12 protein-coding genes are annotated in these 15,333 nt (G+C 62.2%); 8 read left to right on the top strand and 4 right to left on the bottom strand.

Annotation, left to right across the window (positions count from 1 at the left end; genetic code table 11):
- Positions 1–3,504 (bottom strand): PAS domain-containing hybrid sensor histidine kinase/response regulator, encoded by a 3,504-nt coding sequence (locus GGD53_RS24315; RefSeq protein ID WP_184459321.1) that lies wholly within the window; start codon positions 3,502–3,504, stop codon positions 1–3.
- A gap of 222 nt (positions 3,505–3,726) precedes the next feature.
- Here GGD53_RS24315 and mscL point away from each other — a divergent pair, with 222 nt between their 5' ends.
- The 6 genes from mscL (at position 3,727) to GGD53_RS24285 (ending at position 11,096) form a co-directional block, all read left to right on the top strand.
- Positions 3,727–4,164: a large conductance mechanosensitive channel protein MscL gene (gene mscL, locus GGD53_RS24310; protein WP_184459320.1), complete on the top strand. Its 438-nt coding sequence runs from the start codon at positions 3,727–3,729 to the stop codon at positions 4,162–4,164.
- Between the two features lie 120 nt (positions 4,165–4,284).
- Positions 4,285–5,451 carry a pyridoxal phosphate-dependent aminotransferase gene (locus GGD53_RS24305; protein WP_184459319.1) on the top strand — a complete coding sequence of 389 codons (1,167 nt, stop codon included), beginning with the start codon at positions 4,285–4,287 and terminating at the stop codon, positions 5,449–5,451.
- A 204-nt stretch (positions 5,452–5,655) separates the two neighbouring features.
- Entirely contained in the window at positions 5,656–6,690 is a 1,035-nt protein-coding gene (gene galE / locus GGD53_RS24300; protein ID WP_184459318.1) for a UDP-glucose 4-epimerase GalE, read from the top strand.
- A 116-nt stretch (positions 6,691–6,806) separates the two neighbouring features.
- Positions 6,807–8,768 carry a putative bifunctional diguanylate cyclase/phosphodiesterase gene (locus GGD53_RS24295; RefSeq protein ID WP_184459317.1) on the top strand — a complete coding sequence of 654 codons (1,962 nt, stop codon included), beginning with the start codon at positions 6,807–6,809 and terminating at the stop codon, positions 8,766–8,768.
- An 83-nt stretch (positions 8,769–8,851) separates the two neighbouring features.
- Complete coding sequence (locus GGD53_RS24290) at positions 8,852–9,904, top strand: enoyl-CoA hydratase/isomerase family protein (RefSeq protein WP_184459316.1); 1,053 nt, start codon at positions 8,852–8,854, stop codon at positions 9,902–9,904.
- 235 nt (positions 9,905–10,139) lie between these two features.
- On the top strand, positions 10,140–11,096 hold the full coding sequence (locus tag GGD53_RS24285; protein ID WP_184459315.1) for an MBL fold metallo-hydrolase: 957 nt from the start codon (positions 10,140–10,142) through the stop codon (positions 11,094–11,096).
- A gap of 96 nt (positions 11,097–11,192) precedes the next feature.
- Here the strand turns inward: GGD53_RS24285 and GGD53_RS24280 are convergent, their stop codons facing one another.
- Positions 11,193–13,253, bottom strand: a complete 2,061-nt coding sequence (locus tag GGD53_RS24280; RefSeq protein WP_184459314.1) for an ATP-dependent helicase — start codon at positions 13,251–13,253, stop codon at positions 11,193–11,195.
- A 102-nt stretch (positions 13,254–13,355) separates the two neighbouring features.
- A complete protein-coding gene (locus GGD53_RS24275; RefSeq protein WP_184459396.1) occupies positions 13,356–13,622 on the bottom strand; it encodes a hypothetical protein in 267 nt (88 codons plus the stop codon).
- A gap of 225 nt (positions 13,623–13,847) precedes the next feature.
- Between GGD53_RS24275 and GGD53_RS24270 the strand changes: the two genes are divergently transcribed.
- Positions 13,848–14,111, top strand: coding sequence for a hypothetical protein (locus GGD53_RS24270; RefSeq protein ID WP_184459313.1), 264 nt, complete (start codon positions 13,848–13,850; stop codon positions 14,109–14,111).
- 219 nt (positions 14,112–14,330) lie between these two features.
- Here GGD53_RS24270 and GGD53_RS24265 read toward each other — a convergent pair whose 3' ends face one another.
- Positions 14,331–14,573, bottom strand: coding sequence for a DUF982 domain-containing protein (locus tag GGD53_RS24265; RefSeq protein WP_010034787.1), 243 nt, complete (start codon positions 14,571–14,573; stop codon positions 14,331–14,333).
- Positions 14,574–14,834: 261 nt separating this feature from the next.
- On the opposite strand from GGD53_RS24265, the gene GGD53_RS24260 reads away from it, so the two are divergent.
- A complete protein-coding gene (locus tag GGD53_RS24260; protein ID WP_184459312.1) occupies positions 14,835–15,236 on the top strand; it encodes a hypothetical protein in 402 nt (133 codons plus the stop codon).
- Positions 15,237–15,333: the final 97 nt, after the last annotated feature.

The following is a 15,333-nucleotide window of genomic DNA, read 5'->3' as shown; positions in this document are numbered from 1 at the left end:
CTACTCCGCAGCGGCGCGTTTGAGGCCCGATATCTGGGTGATATAGGCGCGCAGCGCCGCCGGCCGCACCGGCTTGTGTTGCACGGCGATGCCGTAGCGCTCGGCCTCGCTGCGCACTTCGGGCGTGCGGTCGGCGGTAACAAGCAAGGCGGGGATGTCGATGCCGAACTGCCGGCGCAGATGCAGGATTGCGGCAAGGCCGGTGCCGTCGTCGAGATGATAATCGGCGATGGCAAGATCCGGCGGCCCATCCCGGCCGTCCATGGCGATCACCTCGGCAAGGCAATCCACCGCCGCCACCTCGCAGCCCCAGCCGCTGAGCAGCAACCGCATGCCTTCGAGGATCTTCGGCTCGTTGTCGATGCAGAGGATCTTCAGACCCTTGAGCGGCTGCTCGGGGCGGTCGGCTTGGGTGACGGCTGCCGCAGCCTCGGCCGGGCGCGAGACGTCGAGCGGCATGGCGATGCGGAATTCAGTGCCCCTGCCATGCGTCGAGAGCAGCTCAACCGGATGGTTGAGCACGCGGGCGATGCGGTCGACGATCGAAAGGCCGAGCCCAAGGCCGGAAGCAGTCTTGGCGCCTTCGTCCAGCCGCGCGAATTCCTTGAACACGGTGCGAAATTTCGATGGCGGAATGCCGATGCCGGAATCGATCACCTGAATGATCACCTGGTTGCCGCGCCGCCGCGCGCCGACCAGCACCTTGCCGGTGATCGTGTATTTTATGGCGTTGGAAACGAGGTTCTGCACCAGGCGGCGCAGAAGGTTCGGATCTGAGCGGACGCGCAGCGATGTCGGCATGACCACCAGCTTCAGCTGTTTCTCCCGGGCGATCGGCGCAAAATCGGTCTCGATCCGCTCCAGGAGGTCGGAAAGCGCGACCGAGGCAAGCCGCGGCCGCATGGCGCCGGTATCGAGCCTGGAGATATCGAGCACCGCGCCCAGGATGGTTTCGACCGATTCCAGTGCTGAATCAATGTTGCGCACGATCGGGCTGTTGTCGGATTGCGCCATGCGCTCGACCAGCGCCGAGGAATAGAGCCTGGCGGCATTGAGCGGCTGCAGGATGTCGTGGCCGGCGGCGGCGAAGAAGCGGGTCTTGCCGATATTCGCCTCGTCGGCGGCGGCCCGCGCTTCGGCGAGTTCGCGGTTGACGCGGGTAAGCTCGGCCGTGCGTTCGGCGACGCGCTGCTCCAGCGTCTCATTCGCCTGTTTCAATGCCTGGTCGGCGCTGACGCGCTGGGTGATATCGGTGAAGGTGGCGACGATGCCCTTGTCGGGCATGGCGTTGGAGCGCACCTCGATGATCCGCTCGCCGCCGGCGAGCACCAGCGCGAAGGGTTTGTCGAGCGTCAGGAAATGCCGCACCGTCTGGTTGAGATCGCCGGGCGCGATGTCGCCGCGCTGGCTGAGGATGGTGACGATCTCTGAGAGGGGAAAGCCGACCTGGCCGGCATTCTCCGGCAGTTCAAGCAATTGCCGGAAGCGCCGGTTCCAGATCGTCAGCCGGTTGGAACTGTCGAAGACGGCAATGCCCTGATCCATCTGCGACAGCGCCGTCTGCAGCATGTCCTGGTTATATTGCAGCGCCTCGCTCGCCTGGTCGAGCAGCCAGGCGGTGTCGGACGAGGCATCCTCGATCTTCTGCAGGATCAGCGACAGCACCAGCCTTGCCGAGGACGAGCCGATGGCGCTGCCGAGCAGCTGTTCGCTGAAATGGATCAGCGCCATGTCGGCCTGCTGTTCGTCCTCCAGCTTGCGGCCGGAGCTTTGTTCGTAGGTGGTGAACGAGCGCTGCATGCGCTCTTCGCCGAGATAACGCGAGATCGCCGCCTTAAGGTCGCCGACGCTGATGCGGGTCTTCCAGCCGCGGGTGGCGAACTGCGAGCGCGAATGCCGTTTGACGAAGATGCCGGCCTGGATGCGCTCCAGCGGCCTGGCATTGCGGGTGAGCGAGCCGACGATGAAGAAGGCGGTGTTGACGAGCAGGCTCATGACCGTCGCATTGACCAGCGGATCGGCGTCGGCGGCGGTAAACAGCGTCGCGCCGGGAAAGATGAAGCCGAGCACGGCGCTCGCCACATAGGAATAATCAGGCCCGCCAAGCGAAGGCAGGAACAACAGATAGACCCAGATGACGAAGCCGGAGGTCAGACCGAGAATGGCGCCACGCGCATTCGCCCGCCGCCAGATCAGCCCGCCGAACAGCGCCGGCGCAATCTGCGCGATCGCCGCAAAGGAAAGCAGACCGATCGAGGCGAGGCCGGCGGTGCTGTCGGTCGAGCGGTAATAGGCATAACCGAACAGCAGCACGGCGAAGATGGCGCTGCGGCGGATGTTGAGCAGCGTCTTGGCGAAATCGTCGCGCTGGCCGGCGCGGCCGGCAAGTTTACGCCGGAGAAAGATCGGCATGATGATGTCGTTCGACACCATGATCGACAGCGCCACGGAATCGACGATGACCATCGCCGTTGCGGCGGAGAAGCCGCCGATGAAGGTGATCAGCGTCACTACCGGCATCTGGCCGGCCAGCGGCAGCGACAGCATGTAGAAATCGGCGTTACCGCCGCCGCCGAAGGTCAGCAGCCCGCCGATCGCCACCGGCAGCACGAAGAGATTGATCGATATGAGATAGATGGGAAACAGGAAGCCTGCGAGTTTCAGCTGCTTCGCCGTCCGGTTTTCGACGACCGTCACATGGAATTGCCGCGGCAGCATGATGATCGCGAAGGCCGACAACAGGATCAGGGTAATCCAGCGGCTGATCGGCGTATGGTAAGCGAGCGCCGACATAACCAGCTCGTCGTCGACAGTCTTCTGCCAGAGATCGGCCGGGCCATCGAAAAGAAACCAGATGACGCAGACGCCGGCGGTCAGGAAGGCGACCAGCTTGACCACCGATTCCATCGAAACGGCGAGGATCAGCCCATCCTGGTGTTCCGTCGCATCCGTATGTCGCGTGCCGAACATGATGGCGAAGCAGGCAAGCACCAGGGTCGCTATGAGCGGCAGATCGAGAAAATAGAGATTGCCGCTGCCGATGCCGTAATCGGACGGGTTGACCATGGCCCCGACGGTGCTCGAGATCGCCTTCAGCTGCAGCGCAATATAGGGAACGGTGCCGATCAGCGAGATCAGTGCCACGATCGTTGCGACCGTCGGATTTTTGCCGTAGCGCGCGGCGACGAAATCGGCGACCGAGGTGAGCTTCTCCGCCTTCGCGAGCTCGATGATGCGGCGAAGCAGCGGCATGCCGAGCGTGAAGACGAGGACGGGGCCGATATAGATGCCGGCAAATTCCAGGCCGCGTTGCGCCGCAAGCCCGACACTGCCGAAATAGGTCCACGACGTGCAATAGATCGCAAGGCTCAGCGCATAGACGACGGGCCATCCGCCTTCAAGCGCCCCTGGCCCGCGGTTCTTGTGGTCGCCGTAGCTTGCCACGGCGAAAAGCAGGAGCAGATAGCCGAAGGCAGACGCGAATATGACCCAGCCTGGAAGCATTGACCCTCCGCCGGCGAAAAGGCCGCCGGCACCTCCCGCAATAAGGGCAGCTTAAGTCATTTCAGCTGCCTTGGAAATTCCCGCGCATCTACACCTTAAGTCAAAGACTTCATGGCGACTTCGCCGGATAATTGCGATTGCCGATTGATTAATTGCAACGAAGATGTAGCTAATCGAAACAACGGCATATCTCTGAAATGGGATCGAAGGGAGACGGATCCGATGCTCAATGAGTTCAAGGCCTTTATCGCCCGCGGCAATGTCATGGATCTTGCGGTCGGCGTCATCATCGGCGGTGCCTTCGGCGGCATCGTCAAATCGCTGGTCGACGACCTTATCATGCCGATCGTCGGCGCCATTTTCGGCGGCTTCGATTTTTCCAATTATTTCCTGCCGCTCTCGTCGGCCGTCAACGCGCCGACGCTGGCCGCCGCCCGCGCCCAAGGGGCGGTCTTCGCCTATGGCAGCTTCCTCACCGTCCTCATCAATTTCCTGATCCTTGCCTGGATTATCTTCCTGATGGTCAAGGCGGTGAATTATCTGCGCCTGCAGGTCGAGCGTCAGGAAAAGCAGGAGCCGGAACAATTGCCGCCGCCGCCGGCCGACGTCCAGCTGCTGACCGAGATCCGCGATCTCTTGGCCAACCGCCCGGCCGTCTGACCGGTCTTCGGCCCGCGTTCGAGCGGGCCGCTATTCATCACGAAAATCGATATGCCATCATTTGTTATCATAGGATTTGCCGGCACAAATCCGCTATGAAGGCGGAAACCGGAGATATGCATGTCGATCGTGAAAAGCCTCAGCCCGCGCGCCATAGCGGCGCCAGAAAGCGGGATCGTCGAAGTCGTCAATTATGCCCGTGGCCGCGAGGGCCTATTGCCGCTCTGGGTGGGCGAAGGTGACCTTCCGACGCCGGATTTCATCAGCAGGGCGGCGATGGATGCGCTGGCCGCCGGCGAGACCTTCTACACCTGGCAGCGCGGCATCCCCGAGCTTCGCCGGGCGCTTTCGGATTATTACCACAGGCATTTCGCCGTCCGGCTGCCGGCCGAGCATTTCTATGTCACCGGTTCCGGCATGCAGGCGATCCAGATCGCTGTGCAGGCGCTGACCTCGCCGGGCGACGAATTCGTCTATCTCACCCCCGCCTGGCCGAATATCGCCGCTGCCCTCGAAATAGCAGGTGCGTGCTCCGTCGGCGTTAAGCTGGATTTCGAAGGCGGTAAGTGGGCGGTCGATCTCGACCGTATCGAAGCCGCGATCACGCCGAAGACCAGGGGCATTTTCATCAACACGCCGTCGAACCCGACGGGCTGGACGGCGACGAAGAAGGATCTTGCCGACATCCTGGCGCTCGCCCGTAAACATGATCTCTGGATCATGGCGGATGAAATCTACGCCCTCTATTACTTCGCCGGCGGCCGCGCGCCGTCGTTCCTCGACGTGATGGAGCCGGACGACAAGATCGTCTTCGTCAATTCCTTCTCGAAAAACTGGTCGATGACCGGCTGGCGCGTCGGCTGGATCGTGGCACCGCCCGAGATGGGCCAGGTGCTCGAGAATCTCATCCAATATTCGACATCGGGCGTGGCGCAGTTCATGCAGAAAGGCGCCGTCGCAGCCCTCGATCAAGGCGACGATTTCGTCGCCGCCAATATCGCCAAGGCGGCGCGGTCGCGCGATGTCCTCTGCGACGCGCTGATTGCCACCAATCGTGTCGAGACGCTGAAGCCGGACGGCGCGCTCTATGCTTTCCTGAAGATCGACGGGGTCACCGACAGCCGTAGCGCCGCCATCGACGTTGTCGACAAGACAGGCGTCGGCCTTGCGCCCGGGACTGCCTTCGGCGCCGGCGGCGAGCTCTTCCTGCGCGCCTGTTTCCTGCGCGACCCCGCCCAGGTGGCGATCGCGGCCGAGCGTCTCTGCGATTATATTCTCAAGCGCTGAGAGGGGCGGGGCGCACGCACTGCCGGGACGATTTCGTGCCGGAATCGCCCGATCGATAAAACTGTAGCAAAGACCGAAATCGGCCTCTAACCACGACTCCAAACATACCCGTTCAAAAGCCTTCCAACGGCGCCGTGATAAGAAAATTGGAAAGAAAACCGGCGCCTGATGCCCCTGCTTATAAATGGAAGTGGGGTGTGGGGCATGGCGGTTTTGGTGACGGGCGGCGCCGGATATATCGGCAGTCACATGGTTTGGGCGCTCATCGATGCCGGCGAGGATGTGGTCGTGCTGGACCGTCTCTCCACCGGCTTCCGCTGGGCGGTGGCGCCGGCGGCGCGTTTTTATCTCGGCGACATCGCCGACCCCGACATCCTGAAGAAGATCTTCATCGAAAACGACATCGAGGCGATCATCCATTTCGCCGGCTCCGCCGTCGTGCCGGTTTCGGTCGCCGATCCGCTCTCCTATTACGACAACAATTCCGGCAAGACCCGGGCGCTTCTTTCCGCCTCGGTCAGGGCTGGCATCCGCAATTTCGTCTTCTCCTCGACGGCCGCCGTTTACGGCCAGCAGCAGACGGACCTGCCAGTCAAGGAGACGGCACCCCTCAATCCGGAAAATCCTTACGGTCAGTCGAAGCTGATGACCGAATTCATGCTGCGCGATGCCGCCGCCGCCTATGATTTCAACTATGTCGCGCTTCGCTACTTCAACGTCGCCGGCGCCGACCCGCACCACCGCACCGGCCAGTCGACTTCGGGCGCCACGCACCTCATCAAGGTTGCCTGCGAGGCAGCGCTCGGCAAGCGTGACAGCGTCCATGTCTACGGTATCGACTACCCCACCCATGACGGCACCGGTGTGCGCGACTACATCCATGTCACCGACCTCGCCGATGCGCATCTGAAAGCGCTGCAGCACCTGCGCAGGGACAAGGGCCCGCTCGTCGCCAATTGCGGTTATGGCAGCGGCTATTCCGTGCTCGACGTTTTGAACATGGTCACCCGCCTGCACGGGCATTCCTTCAAGATTCACATGGCGCCGCGGCGCGCCGGAGATTCGGCCAGCGTCGTCGCCGATCCTTCGCTCGCCCGGCAGGTGCTCGACTGGAAGCCCCGCTACGATTCGCTTGAGACCATCGTCCAGAGTTCGCTCGATTGGGAACTCTTCCTGTCGAACAGAAACGTCGACGACCTGCACAGCATCCACCGGGCACTTGCCGCCGCATCCTTTTAATCGGCGCCTGGCGGCAACGGCCCGGTTACCTCCGCACCCGCGGTCTCGCATGATGTGACGTGAATAAGGAAACACCAAACTTTCTCTGGCTGGCTCCGGCCGACGGATAAGAGAAGATGAAGAACTTTCTGGCTTCATTGCAGCTGCAAAAAGACAATCCGACGCTTCTGATGGCGCAGTTCCAGGCCCTGTCGTCGCAGATCCCCATTCTCTATATCCTGCTGATCATCAATGCGCTGGCGGTGGCGATCACCCATCTGAAATCCGCGCCGCTGTGGCTGTCGCTCTACATTCCCCTGGCGCTCAGCGTCGTCTGTTTCTTCCGTCTCTGCTGGTGGGAGATCAGGGGCAAGGAAAACATCACCGCCGAGCGGGCCTATCGCCTGATGAAGGTGACGATATCGGGCGCCGGCATCCTGACCGTCGCTTTCGGCAGCTGGTCGATCGCGCTTTACCAATATGGCGATGCGTCGCAGCAAGGCCAGATCGCCTATTTCCTCGTCGTGACCGGCATTTCCTGCATCTTCTGCCTGATGCATCTGCCGATGGCTGCGGCGATGACCACGGTCATCACCTTCTCCGCCATGATCACCACCTTCATGTTCTCCGGCAATCCCGTTTTCGTGGCGACCGCCGTCAGCGGCCTCTTCCTGATCCTACCCTTCCTCAGGGTAATCAACAGCTATTTCCAGAATTTCGTCGGCCTGGTGCAACTGACCGAGGAGTTGAAGAAGAAGCAGGCGGAGGCCGAGGAGCTGAACCTCGTCAACAGCCGCAACGCGCTGCATGATCAGCTGACCGGCCTTGCCAATCGCCGCAGCTTCTTTCTCTCCCTGGAAGAACGGTTGCAGAAGAATCCGTTCTCGCCGCCCGTTCTCGGCATTATCGATCTCGACGGCTTCAAGCCCGTCAACGACGTTTTCGGCCATGCCGCCGGCGATCTCGTGCTCAAGGAAACGGCCCGACGCTTCACCGCTTTGGTTGGCGAGGGGGGTATCGTCTCCCGTCTCGGCGGCGACGAATTCGGCATCATTTTCCCCTCATCGATGACGCACCAGGCGGTCGCCGATCTCGGCCAGGCGCTTTGCGCCGCCGTCCGTGATCCCATCGAAATCCCCGACGGCTCGGTGCGCGTCTTCGGCTCCTGCGGTATCGTCTATCCCGATCTCGGCGAATACACCGCCGAAGATCTCTACGAGAAGGCCGATTTCGCCCTCTACCAGGTCAAGAGCAAGCGCAGCAGCGGCGTCGAATTCTTCTCTGCCGAACACGAAAAGATCCTGACGCAGCGCCACTTGATCGAACTCGAGCTGCAGGCAAACGATTTCGCCGGGGAATTGAAGCTCGATTACCAGCCGATCGTCGAATTGAAGAGCGGCCGCGTCGTCGCTTATGAGGCGCTCGCCCGCTGGGATAGCGCCCGTTTCGGACGCATCAGTCCCACAGCCTTCATTCCCGCCGCTGAGCGCACGGCCGTGATCGGTCGCATGACGCGCATCCTTTTTGCCCAGGCGCTCGAAGCGCTGGCGATCATGCCGCGGCATCTGAGGCTCTCCTTCAACCTCTCGGCCCGCGATATCTGCGATCATGAGACCTCGATGGCGCTGCTTGCCATGATCACCCGCTCCGGCGTCGACCCAAAGCGCATCGAATTCGAAATCACCGAAACCGCATTGCTCTCCGATTTCGACACGGCCGACCGGGTGATCACGATGCTGCGCGCCGCCGGCATCTCGATCGCCCTCGATGATTTCGGCACCGGCTTTTCGAGCCTCAGCCATATTCATCGCCTTGCCTTCGACAAGCTGAAGATCGACAAGGGTTTCGTGATGAATTTCGATCGCGACGCCCGTTGCATGAACATCACTCGCTCGGTCGCCAACCTCTGTCAGAATCTCGGCATCGCCTCGGTCGCCGAAGGCGTGGAAAGCGAAGCGATCGCCGAGGGATTGAAGGCGATGGGGGTGCGTCTGGCGCAGGGCTATTATTTCTCACGGCCTCTGCCGCTGGAACTCGCCATCGAATATGCGGGCCGCTGCGAAGCCGCAGCGTCAGCCCGAGACGCCCTGTCGGCCTGAGCAATCGATCGGTGCTCGCCCGCAAATACTCTGGAGCGATGCCGCATCCTCGTCTATGCATGGTTCAACAGACGAGGTGAACCATGCAGCACAGCGAAGTGATCATCGAACGGCGGGGCACTGCCGGCATCATCCGGCTCAACCGGCCGCGGGCGCTGAACAGTCTGACGCTGCCGATGATCCGCGCGCTTGCCGAAGCCCTTCAGGGCTTTGCCTCCGAATCCGACGTGGCGAGCGTCGTGATAACGGGCGAAGGCGAACGCGGCTTCTGTGCCGGCGGTGATATCCGTGCCTTGCATGAAAGCGCCCGCGCCGGCAATGATCTCGCCGGAACCTTCTGGCGCGAGGAATTCCGCCTCAACCATATGATCGCCGTCTATCCCAAACCCTATGTCGCGCTGATGGACGGCATCACCATGGGCGGCGGCGTCGGTCTGTCCTCGCACGGCCGCCATCGCATCGTCACCGAGCGCACGCGGCTGGCCATGCCGGAAACCGGCATCGGCTATGTCCCTGACGTCGGAGCCACATGGCTGCTGCCGAAGGCACCCGGCGAAGCCGGAACATGGCTCGGCCTGACCGGGCTCGATATTGGTGCTGCGGACGCGATCTATGCGGGTCTCGCCGATCTTCAGATCGCTTCGTCGCGGCTCGACGCGGTGATCGACGCTCTTTGCCACCTGCCGCGCGCCAGCGTGTCGTCTGAAGTCGATGCCCTGCTGCAGGGATTTTCCGAGCCGCTGGGGGAAAGCCGGTTGCGGCAGAATGTCGATGTGATCGACCGCGCATTTTCCTTCGACAGTGTCGAGGAAATCCTCGCGGCTCTCGCCAAGGAAGAGGGCGACTTTGCCGCCGAGACGTGCCGGGTGCTGCTCAGTCGTTCGCCGACCAGCCTGAAACTCGCTCTGCGGCTGCTGAGGGTGGGTCGGCGCAGCGCCTCGCTCGCCGAATGTCTTCGCCGCGAACTCGGCGCCTGCCTGCAGATGCTGGATAATCCCGATTTCTTCGAAGGCATCCGCGCCGCCGTCATCGACAAGGACCGCAATCCGAAATGGTCGCCGGCCTCGGTCGAGGCGGTGACGGCGGAAACGGTCGAGCGCTTCCTGAAACCGGCCGAGCCGCCGCTTTCGCTTTGATGCTGTAACCCTTCTGCATTGATGTATGCGGGGCACCGCCCCGGGCGAGAGCCTCTGCGCCCTCATGCCGGCCTCTTCACGCCAAATCTGCGCTGTGCCCCGCCGAAACCATGGGCCGTCCTGTCCGAAAGCCTAGCTTTACCTCTCCCTTGATCCGATCGACCGTCAACACGCGCCAACATAGTGTCCGCAGGGTGACCCCACACTTCTCGATCACCCAAAACAGGAGCGCATCATGTCGCAGGCAGAAGCAAAACCTCGTACGACTGGTCAGCAGGAGACAAACAAGCTGGACGACACCGGCAGGCCAAGGCTCGACGAGTTGGTTCCATCGCGCTACGCGGTGCGAATCGGCGAGATCGAGGTGATGATCATCAGCGATGGCGTACTGCCGCTGCCAACCGCGATGCTGGCGCACAATGCTGAACCGGCGGTTCGGGCAGCCTGGCTGGACGACATGTTCCTACCGAGAGACGCGTTGGACTGGCCTCTGAACGTGGTTGTGGTGCGCAGCGGTGCGCAGACCATCCTCATCGACGCCGGTCTGGGGATGGATCCGGACTTGCAATTGCCGCGCGCCGGGCAGCTGATCAGGCGACTTGAGGCCGCCGGCATCGATCTTGCGTCCGTGACCGACGTGGTGCTGACGCATTTGCACATGGACCACATCGGCGGGCTGCTCGTCGACGGCGTGAAGGAAAGCTTGCGTGCCGACCTGCGGATTCACGTGGCCGCCGCCGAGGTCAAGTTTTGGGAGGCGCCGGACTTCTCCCGGACTTCTATGCCGCCGGGCTTCCCGGATGCGCTACGGGCGACCGCCAAGCGGTTTGTGAACGAGTACCAGAGCCAGTTGCGGCTGTTCGATGAGCAGTCCGAGGTGGCGCCGGGCGTCGTCGTCTCCCGCACCGGCGGCCACACCCCCGGCCACAGCGTGGTCCGCCTGGCGTCCCGCGGCGAGCGGCTGATGTTTGCCGGTGATGCCGTGTTCGCGGTCGGGTTCGATCAGCCTGACTGGCATAACGGCTTCGAGCATGACCCCGAGGAAGCGGCACGCGTCCGGGTCACTCTGTTGCGGGAGCTGGCGGCGACCGGCGAGATGCTGGTGGCCACGCACCTGCCGTTCCCATCCGTCTGCCATGTCGCGGTTGACGGCGAAGCCTTCCGCTGGGTGCCGGTCGTCTGGGACTACTGAGCGCACAAAAGCGTGCAGCGATCTGCGTTCACGACAATCTGCAGCACCGCGTGTCTGAAAGGATGCGCGGTGCTGCAGCGTTTAACCAGAAAGGTTCTATCGCCACATGCCGCGCATGCGGGCGCCGACATCGATACGCACCTGCCGGGCCTGCGCCTGGGCGGCGGCGTCCGATTTCACCTGCGGCCAGCTGCAGGCCTCGAAGAACTGCAGCAGCGTCGCCGGAATGAAGCGGCTGCGCGAGGCATAGACGTGCCGGTCGCCCTGCGCGTTCTGCCCATAAGTGAAGAAGCGTTGCGGCACGACCAAATCGAGGCCGTCTCTCGCCCGCGTCATCGCCACGTAGAGCAGCCGGCGTTCTTCCTCGATCTCGGCGGTGGCGCCGACGGCGAGATCGCTCGGAATGCAGCCGTCGACGACATTCAGCATGAAGACCCTCGTCCATTCCTGACCCTTGGCGGAATGGATGGTCGACAGGATGAGATAATCCTCGTCGAGAAGCGGCACGCCGGCCTGGTCGCTGGTCGCATCCGGCGGATCGAGCGTGAGTTCGGTGAGGAAACGCTCGCGCGAGGCATAACCGCCGGCGATCTGTTCGAGCTGTAGGAGATCGGCCTGCCGGGTCGCGGCGTCCTCATGCAGCCGTTCCAGATGCGGGCCGTACCATTGCCGCGCCAGCCCGATTTCCGCCGGCCAGCCGGCCTGGCCGGATTTCAGCTCCTGCAGCATCAATACGAAGGCGGTCCAGTCCTCGCCGGAGCGCGGCGGCGCCGGCATTTCGGCCAGCGCCGATATCGGGCTCGCATCCTCGGCCATCAGGTCGAGCGCCTTCTGCGCCGTCGATGGCCCGACGCCCGGCAGGATCTGCATCAGCCGGAAGCCGGCCACCCGGTCGCGCGGGTTCTGGGCGAAACGCAGCGCGGCCAGCATGTCCTTGACATGGGCGCTATCGAGAAACTTTAAGCCACCGAATTTGACGAAGGGAATGTTGCGCCGGGTCAGCTCGACCTCCAGCGGCCCGCTGTGGTGCGAAGCGCGAAACAACACGGCCTGCTGTTTGAGTTTCAGGCCTTCCTCGCGGTTGTCGAGCACCTTGTCGGCGATATAACGCGCCTGCTCGGCCTCATCGCGTACCGAAACGAGGCGCGGCCGCTCCGCCGATTGCCTCTCGGTCCAGAGATTCTTGGTGAAGCGCTCTGAGGCCAGATCGATCACGGCATTGGCCGCCGCCAGGATCGGCTGCGTCGAGCGGTAATTGCGGTCGAGGGTGACGACATTAGCGGCCGGGCTGAAGGCACCGGGAAAATCGAGGATATTGCGCACCGTCGCCGCACGGAAGGAATAGATCGACTGCGCGTCGTCGCCGACGACGGTCAGCCCCTGCCCTTGGGGCTTCAGCGCCAGCAGGATCGAGGCCTGCAGCCTGTTCGTATCCTGATACTCATCGACGAGCACATGGTCGAAGCGGCGGCCGATATCCTCGGCAATCACGCTCTCGCCGACCATCTGCGCCCAGTAGAGCAGGAGATCGTCGTAATCGAGCACGTTCTGAGCCTGCTTCGCCTCGACATAGCAGGCGAAAAGCTCACGCAGCTGTTGCTCCCACGCCGCGCACCAGGGAAAGGCGTCGCGCAGCACCTGATCGAGCGCGGTCTCCGAATTCACCGCCCTGCTATAGATGGCAAGGCAAGTGCCCTTGGCCGGAAAGCGGCTTTCCGTTTTGGAGAAGCCGAGATCGTGCCGGATGAGGTTGATCAGGTCGGCGCTGTCTTCGCGGTCGTGAATGGTGAAATCGGCATCGAGGCCGATCTGCTGCGCATAATCGCGCAGCAGCCGCGCGCCGATACCGTGGAAGGTGCCGGACCAGGACAGCGCATCGGCCATGACGCCGGCATTCGAACCCAGCACATCACGACAGATGCGCTCGACGCGCCGCGCCATCTCGGCGGCTGCCCGGCGCGAGAAGGTCATCAGCAGGATGCGGCGCGGATCGGCGCCCTTGACGATCAGATGGGCGACGCGATGCGCCAGCGTGTTGGTCTTGCCGGAGCCGGCGCCGGCAATGACCAGCAGCGGCCCGGCAATATGGCTGCCGTCGGTGAGCGTGCCGTGCTCGACGGCTAAGCGCTGCTGGGGATTGAGCTTTTCGAGATACATCCAGCCGTCCGGTCGGGCTCCCGCAGAATCACTGCGAGAAGATTAGATGTTCCTTGAATGTTCGCGATTTCGCCCGCTGTCAAGCCTGCGGCTCGGCGATCCTCAATCGGGAAAATCCGGTCCCACCTCGCGCCGCACCAGTTTCAAGCTGCGGTCCGGCTGAAGAATATAGGTTTCCTCCACGCGCTGCCCCGTCTCATTGTAGAACTGATTGTAGACGGCGCTGCCGATCGGGGATTTTGTGAGCTTGGTCCGCGGCTGGCCGCCATAGGTGATGCTCCCGTGAATGGGTTCCAGCGCCGGGCTATCAGCCGAGGAGCAGCCGGCCAGCAAAACCGCGGCAACAAAGGCGGGCAGAAGCACTTTCATCGTCGTCATCCCTCTTTTCGAACCGAATATGGAAGCCGCAGCCTCTTTCGCCAAGAGCTGCCTGCCCGTCGTCCTCTCGAAGGTTTCATGCGCCGGGACGGGCGGCCTTAGATAGCGGCAGCATCGTCAGCCGAAGCCATGTGCATAGCCGCCTATTGCGGCGCTGAGGGAACCAAGTGAGCCGCCACGTGTTGAAATGCCGGACCTGAAACGCTGGAGACCATCATGCAGTCGCTTCTTCGCCTCTGGGCAACGACCTTGATTATCGGTTGCGGTGTCTTTGCCGGCTCCGCCCATGCCTCACTCGAAACCGGCACAAATTATTCCGCGCTTCCGAAGGACCAGATCGCTCTCAACGAATATACGGAGACGGCCGCGTGCAAGCCGGCAGAGCCGCACTATCTGCCGTCCTTCATTCGCGCGGCAGACGGCACGATCATCGGTGTAGGCTATCTCGAGGTGGAAAATGAAGGCGGGGCGGACTGCTGAAAATCCGATCTGCTCGAACGAGGCTCGCCTGCGTTTCCGGTGACGAGCCTCTGACCATCATCATGATGGCTGCCTGTTTTCTATCGAAACACCTGTCTCAGGCGCAACGCCTTTTGCGCCAAAACCCGGCGCCTGCTGGATGCAGGGTTAAGTAAAAATTATACATTGTATCGTTCCGGCACGTCATGCCGAACAAATCGACAATAGCCGGCGGCCTTACTAGTGCAGCTTCAGCTTCGCCTCTTCGGCCGCCGCCAGGAACTCGGCTCTCGCCTCCTCCACGCTCTTGCGCCCGTCGAGCGCCGCCCGGCAGGTGCTGCGGGCCTTGATATAATGAAGCCCACGCGAACTCGGCCAGAAATCCGCCAGGCATTTCAGGGCATCGAACGGCCCGGTGACCGTTCGCGCATCGGCTCCCTCGAAACCGACCGTGACCGGGCTGTTCCATCGTTCAGTTGCCATCGATACTCCTCCACGATTGTCGACAGAAACAGGGTGCAACGCCCATTCTCAGGACGGACGCCGCCATGGTAGGCATTCTAGCGCGATTTTTGCCATCAACAATGGTGAATCGTTTGTTGCTGATGAGGCGAAATGCCAGGTTGAGTGAGGCGGATCGCCAGGGGTGTGCCGCCAGCAGGAATTTTGAGCAGTCGCAGATAAGTTGTATGGCGCTTGCGCGCTGCTACCGCTACCATGCTCGGGAAAGCTGAGGGGCTCGACATGGGGTTAGATGGAAGTTTGATCCAGGCTGCTTTGCTCTGCGGGGCGCTGGCAATGCCGGTTTTAGCCCACGGCGCAGAGAGGGCCGCTGAAGAGGCTTTCCTGGCGCGCCTTTCCACTGAAGTCGTTCCAAGAATGCAGCGGGAATATATGCGGGTTAGGCTGCCGTCATTGGGAATCGATATCGCTTCCTATTACGCAAGGATAAGTCTCAATCGATGGTACGTCGAGGGCATATTCGAGCCAGATGAAGATCTCGTGATAACTGCCGAACGGATGGAACGCTGGCAATTATCCCCGTTCCTGCCTTATTATCTCGAAGAGACCGAAACTCCCGATTGTGCTGCAATGCTGTCCTCTTCGTGCAGATGGCTGCCCCTCACCCTAACCCTCTCCCCGTAAACGCAGGGCTGTCCGGGGAAAGTTCTGGGTGAATCGAAATGCCGCAGGCGCATGCCCCGTCAGACGGAGGTTTTCCGTCTATTTTCTGGTTGTCGAG

The sequence above is a fragment of the Rhizobium aethiopicum genome, from assembly GCF_014197535.1.
GTDB lineage: Bacteria > Pseudomonadota > Alphaproteobacteria > Rhizobiales > Rhizobiaceae > Rhizobium > Rhizobium aethiopicum_A.
This window is presented reverse-complemented; position numbering and strand designations above follow the sequence as displayed.